The organism is Caballeronia grimmiae, from assembly GCF_022879615.1.
Lineage (GTDB): Bacteria > Pseudomonadota > Gammaproteobacteria > Burkholderiales > Burkholderiaceae > Caballeronia > Caballeronia grimmiae.
Map to the genome: position 1 here is coordinate 25,713 of NZ_CP084278.1, position 16,270 is coordinate 41,982.

The window sequence follows — 16,270 nt, forward strand, 5'->3', positions numbered from 1 at the left end:
GGTGGCGAGCGGTCAACTGCCGAATCTAGGGCAACTCAATCCAGCCGGATCGGTGGCCGCACGCGCGCCTGGATGCGGTCGGCCAGCCACAACAGGCCGCCGCGCCAGAAGCCGTGCAGCCGTGCCTGGTGGCTGCGGTACAGCATGGCATGGCTCAGCTGCGCCAGGCGCCCGCGGATGATGCCGCCGTCGAAGAAGCCGAACTGGCCCAGCGATCCGAACGCATCGTAGTCGGCCAGCGACACCAGCGCGCCGAAGTCGCGAAAGCGGAACGGCGGTACCGTGGCCCCGGCCGCCAGCACCTGCGGCAGGTGGCGCACCAGGTGCTGGGCCTGCTGGTGGGCCACCTGGGCCGTGGGCGGCAAGGGCCGCTCGCTGCCGGGCAGCGTCAGGCTGGCGCAGTCGCCGACGGCGTAGATGGAAGCGTCGCGCGTGGTCTGCAGCGAAGGATGCACCAGCAGCTGGTGGTTGCGGTTGGTCTCCAGGCCGTCCAGGTCGGCCAGCACCGCCGGCGCCTTCACGCCGGCGGCCCAGACCTTGAGCGAGGCCCGCAGCAGGCTGCCGTCGGCCAGCTCGAAGCCCTCGGCCAGCGCCGCTTTGACCTGCGTGTCCGTGCGCACGCGCACCCCGAGCGCGCGCAGACGCCGCAGCGCGGCCTCGGAGATGTCCTGCGGGAACGAGGCCAGCAGCCGCGGCCCGGCCTCCACCAGTGTGATCGTGAGCCGCTCGCCGAGACCCGTGGCGCCATAGGCCTCGGCGGTCTCGGTCAGCTGCACGAGTTCGGCCGCCAGCTCCACGCCCGTGGCGCCACCGCCGACGATGGCGATGGACAGCGGCTGCCCCATGGCCACGCACTGCAGCATGCGCAGCCGCACTTCGCGGCTGAAGGCATCGGCCTGCAGCCGCGAATCGATGGCATGGCAGTGCTCCGCCACGCCCGGCGTGCCGAAGTCGTTGGCCTGGCTGCCCAGGGCCAGCACCAGAACGTCGTAGGGCAGCCTGCGCGCAGGCACGAGCAGGCGGCCGTCCTCGGCATGCAGCGGCGCGACCTGGACCAGGCGCTGCGGCCGGTCCAGGCCACTCAGCGCACCGGGCTGGTAGACGAAGCCCGCGTCGCGCGCCTGGGCCACGAAGGTGGTCTGCTGCTGGGCGATGTCGCGCGTGCCGGCCGCGATGGTGTGCAACATCGGCTTCCAGACATGGGCGGCATCGCGGTCCAGCAGCGTGACCGTGGGCGCGCCCGGCCGGGCACGCCAGCGCCGGCCCAGCGACGTGGCGATCTCCAGGCCGGCGATGCCGCCGCCCACGACCAGAACGCGGGCGCCGGGTGTGTCGGGTGTGCCGAATGCGGTCGTGTTCATCGGACCATTACAGCACCGGCCACGGCGCCAGGGCCTGCAGGCGCGCACGCCGCAGGGGATTGCTGCGGCGCCGTCCTACGCCGCTACGGCGTGCGCCGCACCCGCTTGCGCCACGGCCTCGCGCAACAACCACGCCTGCAAAGCCTCGCGCTCCATCGGCTGCGCGATGTGGTAGCCCTGGCCCTCGTGGCAACCCATGTCCACCAGGGCCTGCAGCGTGTCCGCATCCTCGATGCCCTCGGCCAGCACCTGCAGGCCCAGCCGGCGGCCCAGCTGGGCCACCGTCTCGGCGATGCGGGCGCTGCGGGCCTGGCGCAGCTGGCGCACGAAGCCACGGTCGATCTTGATGCGGTCCAGCGGCAGCCGCTCCAGGTAGCTCAGCGAGGAGTAGCCGGTGCCGAAGTCGTCGACCGCGATGCTGATGCCCTCGGCACGCAGCGCCGTCAGCGTGGACTCCAGCAGCTGCGTGGGCAGCACGGCGGCCGACTCGGTGATCTCCAGCTCCAGGTGCCGGCCCTGCAGGCCGTGCTCGGCCAGCGCGCCGCGCACGGTCGCGAGGAAGGCCGGGTCGCGCAGCTGGGCCACGGCCACGTTGACCGCCATGCGCCGCGGCGCGCAGCCCTGGTCCAGCATGGCGCGCATGGTGGCGCAGGCCGTGGCCAGCACCCACTGGCCCAGCGGCACGATCAGGCCGGAGTGTTCGGCCACCGGGATGAAACGGTCCGGCGGCACCAGCCGTCCGTCGGCGGTGCGCCAGCGCAGCAGCGCTTCCAGGCCCACGAGCGCCTGCGTGCGCAGGTCGCGCTGCGGCTGGTAGACCAGGTACAGGCGTGCCTGGTCGATGGCCGCGCGCAGCTCGGACAGCAGCAGCGCGCGCTCGCGCGCCTCGGCCCCCATCTGCTCGGCGTAGCGCAGCTCCTGGCCACGGTGCTCGCGCTTGGCGCGCTGCAGCGCGATGGTCGCGTCCTTGAACAGGTCCACACCGGTCTGGCCCGCGTCGGCCAGCAGCACGTAGCCGCAGGTCAGCGAGACCTTGTGCGGCACGCCGTCCAGCAGCAGCGGCTGGCGCACACAGGCCAGCAGGCGCTGGGGCAGCACCTGCGCGCGGCTGCCCAGCACGCCGAAGGTGTCCGACCCCACGCGCGCCAGCAGCACGCCCGGCGGCAGGGCCTGGGCCAGTTGCTGCGCCACCGCGCGCAGCAGCCGGTCGCCGAAGCGGTGGCCCATCACGTCGTTGGTGGCGCTGAAGTCGTCGATGTCCAGCAGGGCCAGGATGTGGTCGCGCGCGCCGCGGCGCGCGCATGCGTCCACCTGCTCGGTGAAGTGCGCGCGGTTGGGCAGGGACACCAGCGCGTCGTGGTAGGCGGACTGGTGCAGGCGCTCGAGCAGGCTGCGGTTGTGCCGCAGCGTGCGCAGGTGGGCGCAGAACACCTCCAGCAGGCGCGGCTCCGGCGCCTCGCGCAGCGCGGGCGCGTGCACGTAGACCGCCATGGCCTGGCCGGCGTGCTGCCCCATGGGCAGGGCCAGACCGCCCGACGCACCACCGTGGGCGGGCAGGCCTTGCACCAGCGCGCGGTGCAGCAGCAAGGCGGCGTTGGAGGTCTGCAGGCGGCGCCGACGCGCGGCGAAGTCGCCGGTCGCGGCCAGAACACGGCAGCCGCTGGCGGCGCCCGTCTCGCGCACGCAGACCAGGCCCTGCGGCGCCACGCCCAGCAGGCCGGCCAGCTGGGTGATCACGGCCGCCGCGAAGCCGCGCAGGTCGGTCTGCTCCATCAGCGCCGCGCCCGATTGCACGATGCGCGCCAGGCTGCGCCGGTTCGCATCGATGCGGCAGTGCTGCACGTAGGCACGCACCGCGCCGGCCAGCACCGCGCGCAGACGCTGCGGCGACAGCTCCGCCTTGCGGCGGTGGTCGCCGATGTCGTGGCGGGCCAGCATCGGCAGCGCGAGCGAGCGGGCCTCGGTGCGCAGCACGATGCGCATGTTCACGCGGCCGGCCTGCTGTCGCGCGAAGCCGGCCAGGCCGCCGGACGCGGCGCCGCCCAGCAAGGCGTCCAGCAGCAGCACCGCGAGATCGTCCTCCTGCAGCAACAGGTGGCGGGCCCGTGCCGCATCCTGTGCATGCAGCACGACCACGGGCCGCCCGAACAGTACCAGTCCCTGCACGGCAGCACGGGCCGCTGCATGCACCTGCAGGTCGTGGTCGGCCACCAGCACGCGCCAGGCCGGCGACTGCTCCGTGCCGCGGTCGGCGCCCGCCCGCTCAGCCTGGCTGCACATGCAGGTCGTTGCCGGCATGTGCCACGCGGTTGCGTCCTCCGCGCTTGGCGGCGTACAGGGCTTCGTCGGCCAGCATCTTTGCCCGCGGTTGAAGGAACTCAAACAGCGCCACCTCTTTGTGCCACGCGGCACCAAAGTGCCCGCAGAAATCGCTGCGGTGTGCGAAGCCAATGTCGACGTCGCTTTGATCGAAAAGCATTGGGATAGTCTGGTGCACCTGGCAGCCTCGGTCATGAGCGGACATGCCAGTGCGGTGGCAGCTCTTGCGCGGTTCGGTTCTGCCGCCCAGGGCGATCCAATCTATGAGGCTGGCGTGCAATTGGGGCGGTTGCTGCGTACGGCGTTTTTGGCTGACTACTTTGTCAAGGACGCTTTCAGGAACGAGTTGCGCCGGGTGCTCAATCGGGGCGAGGCTGTTAACGCCCTCAAGCGCGCCATTTATACCGGCCGGATCAGCCCGGCGCAGGCCAAACGTGTCGATGAAATGCAGGCTGTGGCCGATGCGTTGAGCCTGATGGCCAACATCGTGATGGCGTGGAATACCTCACAGATGCAGGCGGTCCTGGATCGCTGGTCGAACCGCCGCCAGGTCATTCCACCGGAACTGATCGGGAAGATTGCGCCCACCAGGCTGGAGAGCATCAACTTGCGGGGTGTGTTTCGCTTCCCGGTTGACCGCTATGCTGACCAAATCCTGCCTTCGCGGCCAAATGCATCGATAACTGGCACCAATGGATGAAACCGACCACGGTTTGACGCCACGAATCGCAGATTTGAAAGTGAACAGGAAAGTCAATGAAATCAACGATCTACCAACACCACCTCCGCGCCAGTGCTAGCTTTTCGTACCGTCACTTATTGCACTGAAAACGAGGAGACCCCTCACCGGGCCGGTGGCCCTCGCCGCTGGGCTTTGCGGCCCTGACGGGCCTTCCTGGCCCGTTTCCGGGGCCTTCCCTGCCCTGCCCCACCGGCGCGGCCGTTGTGGACAGTTTCGGGACAAGTCGGCCGAGGCCGGCCGGCGCAGCCCTGACGTTGACACTTGAGGGGCAGCGGGGCCGGCGCGATGTTGACACTTGGGGGGCAGCGGCCGATTTCGGCCTGGTCGAGCCGTCCAGGCGGCCGCCGAGGCGGCCTAAGTGCCTGATCGGCATGGAGTTATCCACCGAAGTTGTGGATAACCCTGTTAGGAACCCTGCCCCGGTATTGACACTTGAGGGGCGGCCCTACTGACACTTGAGGGGCGCGGTTCTTGACACTTGAGGGGCAGCGTATTGACACATGGGGGGCTTATCCATTGACACTTGAGGGGCGGCCTCTTCGCGCTTTTCCTTGGCGTGACAACGGTTTACGCGCGTTTTTCGGTCATGCTAACCAGGTTTTTAACCGTCTTTATAACCTTTTTATATAACCAGGTAGTTTTAACCAGAGGCTGGCGAAAAAAACGGCAACACGGCCCAAGCTACCGCGCAGCATGACCGGCCGCCGAAGGGGGGAAACCCCCCTTCTCGATCCCACCCGGCCGCAAGCGGCCTCCCATCCCCCCAGGGGCTACGCCCCTCGGCCGCCTTGCGGCCTCACCCCACAATGGAGCGCCTTCGGCGCTACGGCTTAGGAGAGCCAGGCGCAAGCGCCTGGCGGAAGGCAGTAAGTTCGAGAGCTTGCGAGGGGGCAAAGCCCCCTCACACTCCCCAACCAGGTCGCCGCGGTTCGACCGGCCGCGCGATCCTCAAGCATCGCAGCAGCTCCACCGCCGCAGGTTTTACGCCAAGGAAGGGGGTCGGCCAGCTCGGCCGGTGGCGCGGAAAGCGCCCCTCAAGTGTCAATGAAACGTGAGACGCGGGGCCAGGCCCGCGCCGATCACAAGCCGAGTTCGGAGTGAGAGCCGAGGCGCACCAGGCGCAGCGTGTCGGCGTCGGGCTTCTGGTAGATCAGCACCAGGTCGGGCTTGACGTGGCAATCCCGGTGATCCTTCCAGTCCCCGGTCAGCGCGTGGTCGCGGTGCCGAGGTTCCAGCGGCTGGTCGTCGGCGAGCGCGACCAGGACGGGCACCAGGTCGGCGTCGAGCGTGGCCCGGTGCTGCCCTTTCGCCTCGCGCTTGTAGTCGCGCTTGAACTGGCCGGTGCGCTCAATCTGCCGCATGCAGATCGGCCATCAGATCGTTGACGGTGGCGAAGCGCGGCAGCTTGCCCTTGCGGGCTTCCTTCATCGCCTCGATGGTGGTGGCGTTCGGAATCAGCGGCTCGAAGGGCAGCGCCTTGTCCTGGGCCACCTTCGTGAGCAGCAGCCGCACCGCGTCGGACACGGTAAGGCCCATCGCGGCCAGGACGGCCGCCGCTTCTTCCTTGATCGCGCCGTCGATGCGCGTTTGTACGAGCTGGTTTGCAGCCATGATTGGTTCTCCGGTTGGGTTCGTGAATTACATTGTAATGCACGCCAAGGGAAAGGGCAAGGTTTAGCGGCTAAAACGTTTAGCTAAAGTGCTTGACGATTAGGACATTTTGCCCTAATATAGCACTTGAAGGCCGGGCATTTCGCCCAGGTCAACTACCGGAGAAAGTCCGATGAACACCCAAGAGCAACCCGTTACCGCTTCCCTGGTCGCCGAGGCCCAGCGCCTCGACTTCCTGCCCGCCTACTTCGGCCCGCGTCTGATGATGCGCGGCGAGGCCCTGGTGTATGCCTGGCTTCGCCGGCTCTGCGAACGCTACAGCGGCGCGTATTGGCACTACTACACCTTGTCGGACGGCGGTTTTTACATGGCCCCCGACCTGGCCGACCGCCTGGAGATCGAGGTGGACGGCAACGGCTTCCGAGGCGAGTTGTCGGCCGACGCCGCCGGCATTGTCGCAACCCTGTTCGCGCTGGGTCAGCTCGCGGCCGAGGCCGCCGACACGGACGCCGGCGATGCCCTGATCGACCGCTATCACTTCCTGCGCGGCTTCGCAGCCAGCCACGCCGAGGCGGCCGCGATCTACCGGGCTATTGACTGATGAGGGGCGGCCCCGGCTTCGGCCGGGGCTTCCAGGAGGCGACCATGACCAGGAACAACGCTCCCCAGGCACCGACGAACAGCTACGCGACGGACGGCAAGTGCCACAACGCCGAGCCGGGCACCTACGGCCACGAATGCGGCAAGCCGGCCGCATGGATCGGCACGAACCACAAGGGGTTCAGCTCGGGATTCTGCGACGACTGCAAGCGCCACGGCTACGAAGCCCGCGACGTGATCGCGTGGCGGCGTGCTGACACTTGAGGGGCCGGCCGATGGCGAAGAAACGCAAGACGCCGGCCCAGCCGGGCCAGGACTGGAACGCGCCGGCGGCCGAGCTGCTGGCCGAGCTGCCCACCGACCGCGACGAGCTGCTGGCCGCCGCCGTGGCGGCCGTGGTGGAGATCGACGCGGCGATCATGCGCGGTGACGGTGCGGCCGCCGAGGCGGCCAGCGACCGATACGAGGCCGTCATCTGGAAGATGAACGGCGGAACGCACGTGGGCAGCATGGCCGACCACGACGCGCCCGGCCAGGTCATCGAGCGCCATTGCGCGGCGGTGCCTGGCGACGTGCCCTTGTGGGGCCAGCGCGGCCAGTTCCTGGTCGCGGATGGCGACATGCGCGCCCTGGTGGAGTACGAGGCCGGCTACGGCGGGCCGCTGGGTGCCCACTTCCAGTTCCACGTCATCGACCTGGACAGGCCGTTTATCTCCGAAACGGGCTACCGCTCGCACTTCGACACGGCGCAGGGCTGCATGACGGTGGACGAGGTTGCGCGCGGCATCCTGGCTGCGCAGCGAGCCGAGAAGAAGCGCCCGGTGATGGTCGAGGCCAGCTACCGCGACCGCCTGGCCGATGCTCCCCTGCCCGCTTGGCTGGCCGGCTTGGAGCCGCCGGCGCGGCGCGCACCGGCGACCGTCCTGGTGCCGCCGGGGTTCGTCCTGGTCGATGTGGTGCTGCCCTCGCATCGGGCCTTCATCGCCAGGCGCTGGGCGGCCGAGGCCGCGACCAGGATCAAGGCGGCCAGGGCCGCCGGGTTGGACGCCAAGGGAAAAATCACCGGCGCAGGCCCGGAGCGAGATCCCGCATCGCCAGAAACGACGATGACCTGCAGCATCGTCAAAGCCGACGATGCCGAGCCGGGCGAGGGCGGGCCTGTATCGCCGGAAACAACGATGCCGCGAGCGAGCGCGGCAACCTGCAGCATCGCCAGGAATGGCGATGGAGGCCCGGCCGACCTGGTGGAGTTCAAGCCCGGCCAGCGGTGCGAGATCGTGAGCGTCCATCACCCGGTTTTCGACCGCTACATCGGCAAGCGCATCATCATCGTGAAGGTGCATCCCGACACCCGCCAGGTGTGGGCGCACGACGACAGGCCGGTAACGTACAAGACCAATCGCGCAGGCCGGCGCGTGGTCGATTCAGACCCGAGCTGCATCCAGTCGATCTACGGCTTCGACCAGTTGCGGCTTATCACTTGACCAGGAGAACGAACGAATGACGAACGACGCCAATATCCGGCTGGAGTGCTTGAAGCCGGCCGAACGCTGGGCGCAACCGACCGGCGAGGAAGTCCGAGAGGTGCTGCGCCTGGCCGGGTTCAGCGGCAGCAAGGCCGCGAAGGCGCTGGGGCTGGGCGCGAAGGGCGACCGCACGATCCGCCGCTGGATCGGCGAGGACACCCCGATTCCCTATGCGGCATGGGCGATCCTGTGCGACCAGGCCGGGCTGGGCGTGATCTGGAAAGAGGATTGACGCCAAGGGAAAGGTTTTAGCGGCTAAAGTTTAGCCTTCGGATTCCGGTAAAGCGAAAAAAGTTTAGCTAAAGTGCTTGACAGGTTAGGGCATTTTGCCCTAATATAGCACTTGAAGGCCGGGCACATTGCCCAGGTCAACTACCGGAGAAAGTCCGATGAGCGACAACAAGATTATGCCCTGGATTGACGAGCTGGAGGGCGCGGCAGCGACCGACTTCCCGGCCCGCCGTGACGAGATCGCGGCCATGATGGCCGAGGCGGCCGAGCTGGTGTGCAAAGCCGAGGAACTGCGCGGCAAGGCGTACTTCGCCGGATGCTCCCTGGAGGGGCAGGCCAAGGGCCATTGGTCGATGGAAGCCGTCGAGCAGGCCAAGCGCCGGGCCGGCTGGTAAGAGCACATGGCCCGGTCGGCAACGGCCGGGCCTATCGAGGACGCCAAGAAGGAGTATTGCGTGAGCCGAGGCAAGATCAAGGGCGGCCCCAGGTGGAGGAACGCCCCGGAGTGATCCGGGGCGCTTGGCCTGGTGCTGGCACACCGTAACCATGCTTCCGAGTGGGAGCACCCAGCATTCAACACGTAAGCGCGTGGAGGGTCAAGCTATGTCCAACATCATCAAGTTCCCCAAGGAGATCGAGCAGCCCGCCGCGCCCGCGCCGGTGGAGCCTGCCGCCGCGTCTGCTGCCCCCAACAAGGCCCCCGGTGCTGGCCTGCTGGCCGGCCTGGTCAAGTTCGTATGGGTGGCGACCGTGCTGGTCTGGCCGATCCTCAAGTGGGTGCTGTCGATTGCCACCTTCTTCCAGTTCGTGCGGATGCTCTACCACTGGAACACGCCTGGCGTGTATGCCGGTTGGTCGTTCCTGGCGTACTTCGCGGTGCTGACCGCGATCACCTACTTCGTTTCGATCTACAAGCCGAAGGGGCTTTGACATGAAAAAACAGACCCTACCCTACCCGCCGGGATTCGTGGAGCCGAACACCGGCCGGGTGGCCGTCCTGGTGCGCGAGTACGCGGCCAGCGACTTGAACGGCGATGCGCCGGCCTATTGGTACAGCGCGCAATCCGAGGAATGGGGCCTTGACCCCTGGCGACTGGTGGAAGGCGTCGATCCGCACACCGCCGGCGGTCAGTTCGACGTGTGCTTTGCCAACGGTTCGAGCCGCACGGTCGGCCCGCTGATGACGTTCTTCATGAGTGCCGCTGACGCGGCCAGGTTGAACGCCAAGAAAGAAGATCACGCGCCCATTTTTAGCCGCTAAAACGCTTGACGCGGGCGGCGAGTTTAGCTAAACTTCTGCACATGGTCGGCGGCTGGCACCGCCTTTTGTTCAACAACCGGGTGTGGAGTTTATATGGGTGTTCTCCATGAAGAAACGGCTAACCGAAGCCCAATTCCAGGCGGCGATCAAGGGCCTGGAGATCGGGCAACAGACCATCGACATAGCGCGCGGCGTGCTGGTCGATGGAAGGCCCCAGGCCGAGTTTGTGGCCTCGCTGGGGCTGACCAAGGGGGCGGTATCGCAAGCGGTCAGCCGCGTGTGGGCAGTGGCGGGGGAAGTGCTCCCGCAGGGCTTCGAGCGGGTGACGGCGGTACTGCCGGAGCATCAAGCGTTCATCGTCAAGCGTTGGGAAGCCGACGCCAAGGGAAAGAGGAAACAGGAACCCAACTCATGAAAACACTGGTCACGGCAATTCAGAAAGGCGGTCAAGGCAAGACGTTCGCAACCTGCCACCTGGCGTTCGACTTCCAGGAGCGCGGCCTTCGGGTTGCAGTGATCGACCTGGACACCCAGGGCAATGCGAGCTGGACGCTGGCCGGCCACGACTCGGGCTATCCCGCCAGTCGCATGTTCACCGCCGGCGGCGACGAGCTGCGCGCCTGGTTCGCTGACCGGGAGGATGACGGCCTGGCGCTGATCGCGGCAGACGCCAACCTGGCGAACCTGGACAAGATGGAGCTTTCCCAGGCGGCCGCCGCGCTGCGGGCCAGTGTGGCCGCGCTGGGCGAGTTCTTCGACGTGTGCCTGATCGACACGGCCCCCTCCCTTGGCGTCGCCATGACGGCGGCCGTGCTGACGGCCGACTACATGCTGTCGCCCATCGAAATGGAGGCGTACAGCTTGCAGGGCATGAAGAAGATGGTCGCGGTCATCAGCAACCTGCGCAAGCAGAACCCCAAGCTGCGCTTCCTCGGCATGGTGCCGAACAAGGTGGACGCGCGGAAGCCGCGCCACGTCAACAACCTGGCGACGTTGCAGCAGGCATACCCGCAGCTCATCTTGCCGTTCAGCATCGGCGCGCGTGACAGCATCGCCGAGGCGCTGGGCGAGCAGATGCCGGTGTGGAAGATCAAGAAGACCGCCGCGCGGAAGGCCACCCAGGAGGTGCGTGCGCTGGCGGATTACGTGTTCACGAAGATGGAGATCGCGCAATGAGCGCCAAGACCAACGCCAAGAAGAAGGAGCAGGACAAGCCGCAATCGTCCGGGCTGGGCCTGGACGGGCTGGGCGACCTGGCCGGCCTGCTGAACGAGCAGCCGGCGGCCAACGCCGGCGGCGCAGGCCCGCAGGAGCTGCCGCTTGACCTGATCGACGAAGACCCGCACCAGCCGCGCACGGCCGACAACCCCGGCTTCTCGCCGGAGAGCATCGCGGAGATCGGCGAGACGATCAAAGCGCGCGGCGTGAAGTCGCCCATCAGCGTGCGCGAGAACCCGGACGCACCGGGGCGCTACCTCATCAACCACGGCGCGCGGCGCTATCGCGGCTCGAAGTGGGCGCACAAGACCACGATCCCGGCCTTCATCGACAACGACTACAACGAGGCCGACCAGGTTATCGAGAACCTGCAACGCAACGAGCTGACGGCGCGTGAGATCGCCGACTTCATCGGCCGCGAGCTGGCGAAGGGCAAGAAGAAGGGCGAGATCGCCAAGGAGATCGGCAAGTCGCCGGCCTTCGTCACGCAGCACGTCACGCTGCTGGACTTGCCCGAACCCATTGCCGAGGCGTTCAATAGCGGCCGGGGCAAGGACGTGACTGTCATCAACGAGCTGGTGACGGCCTACAAGAAGAACCCCGACGAGGTGGCCGCCTGGCTGGCCGACGACAGCCAGGAGCTGACGCGCGGCTCGGTGAAGCTGCTGCGCGAGTTCCTGGAGGACAAGCGCAGTCACGAGGACGGCGACCGTGATCCCAACACCGTCGATGCGCTGACCGGCAAGACCGACGCCGAGGCCGGCGACGGCGAGCAGGGGCCGCAGGATGATGACGCCAAGGGGAAGAAGGAGCCGAAGGAGGCCGACCCCGACAAGCTCAAGAAGGCCATCATCCAGGTCAAGCACGACGACCGGCCGGCACGGCTGATCCTCAACCGCCGGCCCCCGGCCGAGGGCTGGGCCTGGCTCAAATACGAGGATGACGGCCAGGAGTTCGAGGCCGACCTTGGCACCGTGCAGCTTGTCGCGCTGCTGGAGGGCTGACACGCCCAGCGCCGGGCATCGCCGACCACCGACCCCCACCCATCGCCCCGCCATCGAGCGGGGCTTTTTTTGCCCGCGTTTTAGCCGCTAAAAAAAGTTCAGCTAAACCGCTTGCGTAGTGTTGTATGTTGTAGTATGCTTCACGCTACAACATACAACCGGCCAAAGGAGGCCCGACATGGCGATCTCGAAGGAGCAGATATTTGCGGTGGCCGACGAACTGGACGCGGCCGGCCAGAACCCCACGCTGGCGAACGTGCGCAAGCAGCTCGGCAGCGGCAGCTTCACCACCATCAGCGAGGCGATGAACGAGTGGCGCGCACGCAAGGCCAGCCAGGCCGCCCCGATCCGCGAGCCGGCACCGCAGGCGATCACTGACAAGCTGGCCGAGCTGGGCGGCGACTTGTGGGCCGTGGCGCTGGAAATGGCGAACAACCGCCTGGCCGCCGAGCGCGAGGCGCTGGAGGCCGTGCGCCAGGAGACGGAAGCAGCGCGCCAGGAAGCCGCAGAGCTGGCCGACCAGCTCACCGGCGAGCTGGACGAGGCCAAGGCCCGCATCGCGGCCCTGGAGGCCGTCGAGGCGGCCGCCAAGGGCGAGGCCGACGAGCTGCGCGGCAAGCTCGCGGCGACCAGCGAGCGCGCGGCCACGGCCGAGGCCAGGGCCGGCGAGCTGCGCACGGAGCTGGATCACGCCCATCAGGAAGCCCGCCAGGCGCGCGCAGAGCGCGACAAGGCCCAGGAGAGGGCCACGGCCAGCGCCGACCAGGTGGAGGCCCTGCGGGCCGACCTCGCGGCCGCGAACAGCCGTACCGCCGAGATCGAGCGCCGCGCCGGCGAGCTGCGTGCCGACCTGGAGCGGGCGAACCAGGCGACCGACCAGGCGCGCGCCGCTCAGGCCGAGCAGCGGAAGGCCACCGAGGCGGCCGCCGCCGAGCGCGACCAGGTGCGCGCGGAGCTGGTGAAGGTGCAGGCCAAGGCCGAGGCGGCCGAGCAGGCCCACCAGGAGCAGCGCAAGGCGATGGCGGCCGAGGCACACCGCCAGGCCGAGCGGCTGACCGCCGCCCAGGGCGAGCGCGACCAGGCGAAGCGCGACGCTGCCCAGGCCCGCGAGGAAGCGGCCGGGCTTCGCGGCCGGCTGGAGGCCCTGGAAACCGTCATGGCGCAAGGCCGGGCGGCCGATCCGACCAGCGGCGGACGCAAAAAGACCTGATAAATCGGTTGGTTTTCCTTAAAATTACCCTGGAACCCTGACAAAACGCACAACCCGGCCGCTGGGAAGAGCCGGCCTCGCTTTGCCGAGGTCGGCTTTTTTGTTGGAGCGCGGCTTGCATGGGGCCACCATCACCCTTTTGAGAACTACGGCAACCATAGGAGTGCCCGATGAAAGAACGCCTCTTGGTCATGAACGGTCAACGCATCGTTCAGGCCGAAAAGGACGGCGCTTGGACGAATCAGAAAGTAGACAAGGCGGGCGCGTTGAAGCCCGGCATCTACAACCTGTACACGGCCCAAGCGGCCGACAAGAAGCAGACCCACGCCGGCGTGATCGTTCATGCCGACGCCACCAACGTGTACCAGCAGATCGGCAAGAACTTTGTCATGCACGCTCGGTCAGATTTCGATAAAGTACCTGAAATTGGGAGCGCAAAGAGCATCAGCTACAACGCCCAGGGCAAGGCGGCAGTCGCCGCAGAGGCCCCGAAACTGACGCGGGGGCGCTCCATGTAGCTTTAGCGGCTAAAAAGGAGGCACGCCCTTGAAACGACTCACCATCCCCGGCAGCGGCACCGAGAGCCGCGCCACCAAGCCGGCCCGCGTCAGCGCGCCGGCCACCCTCGGCGGTGCCGCCTTCGGCGCTTCGCGCGAGGACACCGGAGCCGACTTGCTGGAGGCCGCCCAGGCGGCCGAGATCGAGCAGCAGGCCACCCTAGAGGCGGCCCCGGTCGAGCAGTCCTACCCCGAAACCCTGGCGCTCTACGTGCAGGCCAAGCACGACCAGGTGGAGCACATCGAGGACAGGCTAGAAAACCTGATCGACCGGCAGCAGGCCCGTTTGCAGCAGACCCAGGCGTCCGCGCCTGGCCGGCTTTCCTTGCCCGGCTCTAAGCGAGCCTGGCAGAACCAGCAGGCGCAGCAGCAGGCCCGCTTGCAGACGCTTCACGCGCGCCTGGAGGCCGTCCGCGAGATCAAGGAAGGCATGGGCCTGCACTCGCCGAAGATCGAAGAGCTGGCGACGCGCAAGATGCGCGCCGAGAACCCCGAGCTGGCTTCCGATTGGGATGCCATGCGCGAGGCCGCCCGCCGGCATGAGCTGCTGATGCGCAAGCAGGAGCAGGAGCGCAAGCAATCCCAGGCCCAGGAGCGGCCAGGGAGATCGCAGTCCTTGGGCCTGTCAGCCAGGCCCGCATAAAAACGAAGCCCGGCGGTCGCCGGGCTTTTTTCTCGAGCATCGCCATTTCTGGCGAGGGAGGCCCGCCGAGGGCCTGGTGGAATCATCCTGCAGCATCGTCACAAGCGACGATGCCGGGAGCTGGCCAGCATCGCCGAACCTGGCGATGCCGCCGGCGCGGTCGACCATCGCCAGTTCTGACGATGAGATCCCGCATCGCCATCTACAGCGAGGCCCACAGGGCCAGGCCGGCGGCCACGACCGCCATGCCGGCCGCGACCATGTTCATCATGGCGACGCGCCGCGCCTCGCGGATCGGCGCGACGAGCTGCGCCGTCACCGCCTCAACCTCACGCCGCACGGCCTCGGCGGCCGCCTTCGCGCCCTCCTGCATTCCCCGCGTCATGGCGTCCTTGCTGGCCGCCAACGCCGCGTTGAGCGTCCTTTCCGCCTTTCCCTTGGCGTCATCACCCCATCGGTGGGCGATGGACTCCAGTTCCGACTTGAAGGCGTCCAAGATTTCCTGCTGGGCCGATGCGCTGTCCTGCATCAGCTTCATGTTGATGGTCTGGAGGATCAAGATCGGATCGTCGCGGCCCACGGCGATGCCGTGCTTGGCCGCGATCTCCCGTATCAGCTCCTCGATCTTGTCGTCGGCCGCCATCAGAGCACCGCCGCGTTTTCGAGCTGGGCGAAGAGCTGGGTTTTCACGATCTTGAGCCGCTGCCGCGTCATGATCGTGAGCGCCGAATCGGCCAGGGCCTCATCGAAGGTGCGCCGATCCTGGAGCATTTCGGCGAAGTCGCGGCCGTAGGTTTCCTCTTTCAGCGCCGGAATCTGGATGATGGCGGACACACGGCCCTTGTTGGTCGTGTACGCCTTCAACTGCTCGAACCCCTTGCCCTCGTGCTCGATTGGCCCCCAATACGGGTTCAGCCAGACCACGAACAGGCATTCGGCCGGGAACTGGCTGGCGAGCTGGGCGAAGCCGCTCACCGTGTCCACCAGGGCCTGGCCGCCGGTGACGACCGTATGCACCACGAGTTCGTGGCCCATGTCCTGGAGCAGCGCCGGCACCTGGTTGCTGATGAGGTAGTGCGACAGCGGCACGAACGAGCTGGCCCCGTTGTCGATGATGACGTCGCCCTCGGCCGACGCGATCATCTCGACCAGGGCGTCGAAATTCCGGGTGTTGATCTCGTCGCCGTCCATGATGTTGAGCCGGCGCACGTTGAGGGCTTTGTAGCCCTCGAACGTCGCGTTCACCGGATCGGTGTCGATGCAAAGCGGCTTCTGTCCCTTGCCGGCTTTGTACTGCGCGATGGTGGCCGCGATCATCGACTTGCCGACGCCGCCCTTGCCTTGCAGAACCATGTGAATTTTCGCCATTACAGTAAATCCTCTTTCTTTGGAGTCGCATCAAACGTGAAGCCGCCGATCTTGGGCGGCTCACTCTTGGATTCCGAGGCCGGCGGGGCGGCCTTCGGCTCGGGCTTCGCGCCCTTGGGCTGGCTGTCCGGGGGAGTGGCGGGAGGCGGCGGGGAAGCTACCGGCGCGGCCTTGATGTACCGCTTCACGTGCTGGGTGAAGGTTTCGTACCGACAGCGCAGCCGGCCGGTTTCCTTCATGTGCTCCCAGATCGTTTTCATCGCATAGCCCGCATCGAGCGCCGCTTGAACGTCGCTCTTGACGGCCAGGAACGCGACCACGTGCTTGTCCTGGCGCGGCTTCTTGGCTTCCCGTCCCTTCACCCATTCAGCCAGCTCTTCGGGGTAGGTCTTTGGCATCGTGTTCGTCCATCTAATCCTCTCATCGCAAATGTAACGCTACTAAGCGGCGCTACGGAAACGCAAAAAGTCCGCTATCGGCGTGCATTGGCACGCTTCGATAGCGGCATTATGGGCCATTGTGGCGGTTTTCGCTATATCCGTTGCTGCTTTTGCGGCCTGATAGCGCGATAGTTGCGGATAAATCGTAATGGCTGGTGTAGACTTTCCTTGGTGTTATT

General features: G+C 67.2%; 20 protein-coding genes and 1 pseudogene. 14 read left to right on the plus strand and 7 right to left on the minus strand.

Features of this window, described 5'->3' with window-relative positions; translation table 11 throughout:
- Positions 1 to 35: 35 nt before the first annotated feature.
- Both LDZ21_RS30940 and LDZ21_RS30945 read right to left on the minus strand, forming a co-directional pair.
- Positions 36 to 1,361, minus strand: coding sequence for an NAD(P)/FAD-dependent oxidoreductase (locus LDZ21_RS30940; RefSeq protein ID WP_047748383.1), 1,326 nt, complete (start codon positions 1,359 to 1,361; stop codon positions 36 to 38).
- A gap of 75 nt (positions 1,362 to 1,436) precedes the next feature.
- On the minus strand, positions 1,437 to 3,641 hold the full coding sequence (locus LDZ21_RS30945) for a putative bifunctional diguanylate cyclase/phosphodiesterase (RefSeq protein ID WP_047748384.1): 2,205 nt from the start codon (positions 3,639 to 3,641) through the stop codon (positions 1,437 to 1,439).
- Between the two features lie 67 nt (positions 3,642 to 3,708).
- Between LDZ21_RS30945 and LDZ21_RS30950 the strand changes: the two are divergent.
- Positions 3,709 to 4,380, plus strand: a pseudogene (locus LDZ21_RS30950) (Tn3 family transposase); the annotation flags it as partial.
- A gap of 1,121 nt (positions 4,381 to 5,501) precedes the next feature.
- Here LDZ21_RS30950 and LDZ21_RS30955 read toward each other — a convergent pair.
- Together LDZ21_RS30955 and LDZ21_RS30960 are read right to left on the minus strand one after the other, a co-directional pair.
- Complete coding sequence (locus LDZ21_RS30955) at positions 5,502 to 5,783, minus strand: type II toxin-antitoxin system YafQ family toxin (protein ID WP_011114071.1); 282 nt, start codon at positions 5,781 to 5,783, stop codon at positions 5,502 to 5,504.
- The gene (locus LDZ21_RS30960) at positions 5,770 to 6,033 is read right to left on the minus strand and encodes a type II toxin-antitoxin system RelB/DinJ family antitoxin (RefSeq protein ID WP_011114070.1); all 264 of its coding nucleotides are present in this window, start codon (positions 6,031 to 6,033) and stop codon (positions 5,770 to 5,772) included. The genes LDZ21_RS30955 and LDZ21_RS30960 overlap by 14 nt, the downstream gene beginning before the upstream one ends.
- A 172-nt stretch (positions 6,034 to 6,205) precedes the next feature.
- On the opposite strand from LDZ21_RS30960, the gene LDZ21_RS30965 reads away from it, so the two are divergent.
- From LDZ21_RS30965 to kfrC, 13 genes are all read left to right on the plus strand, one after another.
- On the plus strand, positions 6,206 to 6,634 hold the full coding sequence (locus tag LDZ21_RS30965) for an antirestriction protein KlcA (RefSeq protein WP_011114069.1): 429 nt from the start codon (positions 6,206 to 6,208) through the stop codon (positions 6,632 to 6,634).
- A gap of 44 nt (positions 6,635 to 6,678) precedes the next feature.
- Complete coding sequence (locus LDZ21_RS30970; RefSeq protein WP_012478187.1) at positions 6,679 to 6,897, plus strand: hypothetical protein; 219 nt, start codon at positions 6,679 to 6,681, stop codon at positions 6,895 to 6,897.
- Between the two features lie 11 nt (positions 6,898 to 6,908).
- Entirely contained in the window at positions 6,909 to 8,117 is a 1,209-nt protein-coding gene (locus tag LDZ21_RS30975) for a hypothetical protein (RefSeq protein ID WP_011114068.1), read from the plus strand.
- Positions 8,118 to 8,133: 16 nt separating this feature from the next.
- Positions 8,134 to 8,391 (plus strand): transcriptional repressor KorC, encoded by a 258-nt coding sequence (gene korC, locus LDZ21_RS30980; protein WP_011114067.1) that lies wholly within the window; start codon positions 8,134 to 8,136, stop codon positions 8,389 to 8,391.
- A gap of 157 nt (positions 8,392 to 8,548) precedes the next feature.
- Positions 8,549 to 8,785: a stable inheritance protein KleA gene (kleA, locus tag LDZ21_RS30985; RefSeq protein WP_011114066.1), complete on the plus strand. Its 237-nt coding sequence runs from the start codon at positions 8,549 to 8,551 to the stop codon at positions 8,783 to 8,785.
- Positions 8,786 to 8,993: 208 nt separating this feature from the next.
- Positions 8,994 to 9,320 (plus strand): KleE stable inheritance protein, encoded by a 327-nt coding sequence (kleE, locus tag LDZ21_RS30990; protein ID WP_011114065.1) that lies wholly within the window; start codon positions 8,994 to 8,996, stop codon positions 9,318 to 9,320.
- A gap of 1 nt (position 9,321) precedes the next feature.
- Complete coding sequence (locus LDZ21_RS30995) at positions 9,322 to 9,651, plus strand: DUF2761 domain-containing protein (protein WP_011114064.1); 330 nt, start codon at positions 9,322 to 9,324, stop codon at positions 9,649 to 9,651.
- A gap of 106 nt (positions 9,652 to 9,757) precedes the next feature.
- Positions 9,758 to 10,066, plus strand: a complete 309-nt coding sequence (locus LDZ21_RS31000) for a transcriptional regulator KorA (RefSeq protein WP_011114062.1) — start codon at positions 9,758 to 9,760, stop codon at positions 10,064 to 10,066.
- Positions 10,063 to 10,827, plus strand: coding sequence for a ParA family protein (locus LDZ21_RS31005; RefSeq protein ID WP_011114061.1), 765 nt, complete (start codon positions 10,063 to 10,065; stop codon positions 10,825 to 10,827). Before LDZ21_RS31000 ends, LDZ21_RS31005 begins: the two co-directional genes overlap by 4 nt.
- The gene (locus tag LDZ21_RS31010; protein ID WP_011114060.1) at positions 10,824 to 11,873 is read left to right on the plus strand and encodes a transcriptional repressor gene korB; all 1,050 of its coding nucleotides are present in this window, start codon (positions 10,824 to 10,826) and stop codon (positions 11,871 to 11,873) included. The genes LDZ21_RS31005 and LDZ21_RS31010 overlap by 4 nt, the downstream gene beginning before the upstream one ends.
- Before the next feature lie 178 nt (positions 11,874 to 12,051).
- Complete coding sequence (locus LDZ21_RS31015; protein ID WP_011114059.1) at positions 12,052 to 13,083, plus strand: DNA-binding protein; 1,032 nt, start codon at positions 12,052 to 12,054, stop codon at positions 13,081 to 13,083.
- Positions 13,084 to 13,253: 170 nt separating this feature from the next.
- Positions 13,254 to 13,601, plus strand: a complete 348-nt coding sequence (kfrB, locus tag LDZ21_RS31020) for an IncP plasmid survival protein KfrB (protein WP_000664557.1) — start codon at positions 13,254 to 13,256, stop codon at positions 13,599 to 13,601.
- Between the two features lie 28 nt (positions 13,602 to 13,629).
- Positions 13,630 to 14,283, plus strand: a complete 654-nt coding sequence (gene kfrC / locus LDZ21_RS31025; protein ID WP_000826922.1) for an IncP plasmid survival protein KfrC — start codon at positions 13,630 to 13,632, stop codon at positions 14,281 to 14,283.
- 202 nt (positions 14,284 to 14,485) lie between these two features.
- Here kfrC and LDZ21_RS31030 read toward each other — a convergent pair whose 3' ends face one another.
- Genes LDZ21_RS31030 through LDZ21_RS31040 form a run of 3 tightly spaced genes read right to left on the minus strand, consistent with a single transcriptional unit; the run spans position 14,486 to position 16,049 of the window.
- Positions 14,486 to 14,926, minus strand: a complete 441-nt coding sequence (locus LDZ21_RS31030; RefSeq protein ID WP_000718516.1) for a conjugal transfer protein TraM — start codon at positions 14,924 to 14,926, stop codon at positions 14,486 to 14,488.
- Positions 14,926 to 15,651, minus strand: coding sequence for a PRK13886 family protein (locus tag LDZ21_RS31035; protein WP_011114058.1), 726 nt, complete (start codon positions 15,649 to 15,651; stop codon positions 14,926 to 14,928). The genes LDZ21_RS31030 and LDZ21_RS31035 overlap by 1 nt, the downstream gene beginning before the upstream one ends.
- Positions 15,651 to 16,049 carry a TraK family protein gene (locus LDZ21_RS31040; protein ID WP_001127128.1) on the minus strand — a complete coding sequence of 133 codons (399 nt, stop codon included), beginning with the start codon at positions 16,047 to 16,049 and terminating at the stop codon, positions 15,651 to 15,653. Before LDZ21_RS31040 ends, LDZ21_RS31035 begins: the two co-directional genes overlap by 1 nt.
- Positions 16,050 to 16,270: the final 221 nt, after the last annotated feature.

What these genes read in the sequence shown, in the direction of transcription:
- LDZ21_RS31015 (WP_011114059.1), top strand. Translation starts at nt 12,052, where the DNA reads ATGGCGATCTCGAAGGAGCAGATATTTGCGGTGGCCGACGAACTGGAC.
- LDZ21_RS31000 (WP_011114062.1), top strand. Translation starts at nt 9,758, where the DNA reads ATGAAGAAACGGCTAACCGAAGCCCAATTCCAGGCGGCGATCAAGGGC.
- LDZ21_RS31035 (WP_011114058.1), bottom strand. Translation starts at nt 15,651, where the DNA reads ATGGCGAAAATTCACATGGTTCTGCAAGGCAAGGGCGGCGTCGGCAAG.
- LDZ21_RS31005 (WP_011114061.1), top strand. Translation starts at nt 10,063, where the DNA reads ATGAAAACACTGGTCACGGCAATTCAGAAAGGCGGTCAAGGCAAGACG.
- LDZ21_RS30975 (WP_011114068.1), top strand. Translation starts at nt 6,909, where the DNA reads ATGGCGAAGAAACGCAAGACGCCGGCCCAGCCGGGCCAGGACTGGAAC.
- LDZ21_RS30945 (WP_047748384.1), bottom strand. Translation starts at nt 3,641, where the DNA reads ATGTGCAGCCAGGCTGAGCGGGCGGGCGCCGACCGCGGCACGGAGCAG.
- kleA (WP_011114066.1), top strand. Translation starts at nt 8,549, where the DNA reads ATGAGCGACAACAAGATTATGCCCTGGATTGACGAGCTGGAGGGCGCG.
- LDZ21_RS30955 (WP_011114071.1), bottom strand. Translation starts at nt 5,783, where the DNA reads ATGCGGCAGATTGAGCGCACCGGCCAGTTCAAGCGCGACTACAAGCGC.
- LDZ21_RS30965 (WP_011114069.1), top strand. Translation starts at nt 6,206, where the DNA reads ATGAACACCCAAGAGCAACCCGTTACCGCTTCCCTGGTCGCCGAGGCC.
- LDZ21_RS30960 (WP_011114070.1), bottom strand. Translation starts at nt 6,033, where the DNA reads ATGGCTGCAAACCAGCTCGTACAAACGCGCATCGACGGCGCGATCAAG.
- LDZ21_RS30940 (WP_047748383.1), bottom strand. Translation starts at nt 1,361, where the DNA reads ATGAACACGACCGCATTCGGCACACCCGACACACCCGGCGCCCGCGTT.
- kleE (WP_011114065.1), top strand. Translation starts at nt 8,994, where the DNA reads ATGTCCAACATCATCAAGTTCCCCAAGGAGATCGAGCAGCCCGCCGCG.
- korC (WP_011114067.1), top strand. Translation starts at nt 8,134, where the DNA reads ATGACGAACGACGCCAATATCCGGCTGGAGTGCTTGAAGCCGGCCGAA.
- LDZ21_RS31030 (WP_000718516.1), bottom strand. Translation starts at nt 14,926, where the DNA reads ATGGCGGCCGACGACAAGATCGAGGAGCTGATACGGGAGATCGCGGCC.
- LDZ21_RS30995 (WP_011114064.1), top strand. Translation starts at nt 9,322, where the DNA reads ATGAAAAAACAGACCCTACCCTACCCGCCGGGATTCGTGGAGCCGAAC.
- LDZ21_RS31040 (WP_001127128.1), bottom strand. Translation starts at nt 16,049, where the DNA reads ATGCCAAAGACCTACCCCGAAGAGCTGGCTGAATGGGTGAAGGGACGG.
- LDZ21_RS30970 (WP_012478187.1), top strand. Translation starts at nt 6,679, where the DNA reads ATGACCAGGAACAACGCTCCCCAGGCACCGACGAACAGCTACGCGACG.
- kfrB (WP_000664557.1), top strand. Translation starts at nt 13,254, where the DNA reads ATGAAAGAACGCCTCTTGGTCATGAACGGTCAACGCATCGTTCAGGCC.
- LDZ21_RS31010 (WP_011114060.1), top strand. Translation starts at nt 10,824, where the DNA reads ATGAGCGCCAAGACCAACGCCAAGAAGAAGGAGCAGGACAAGCCGCAA.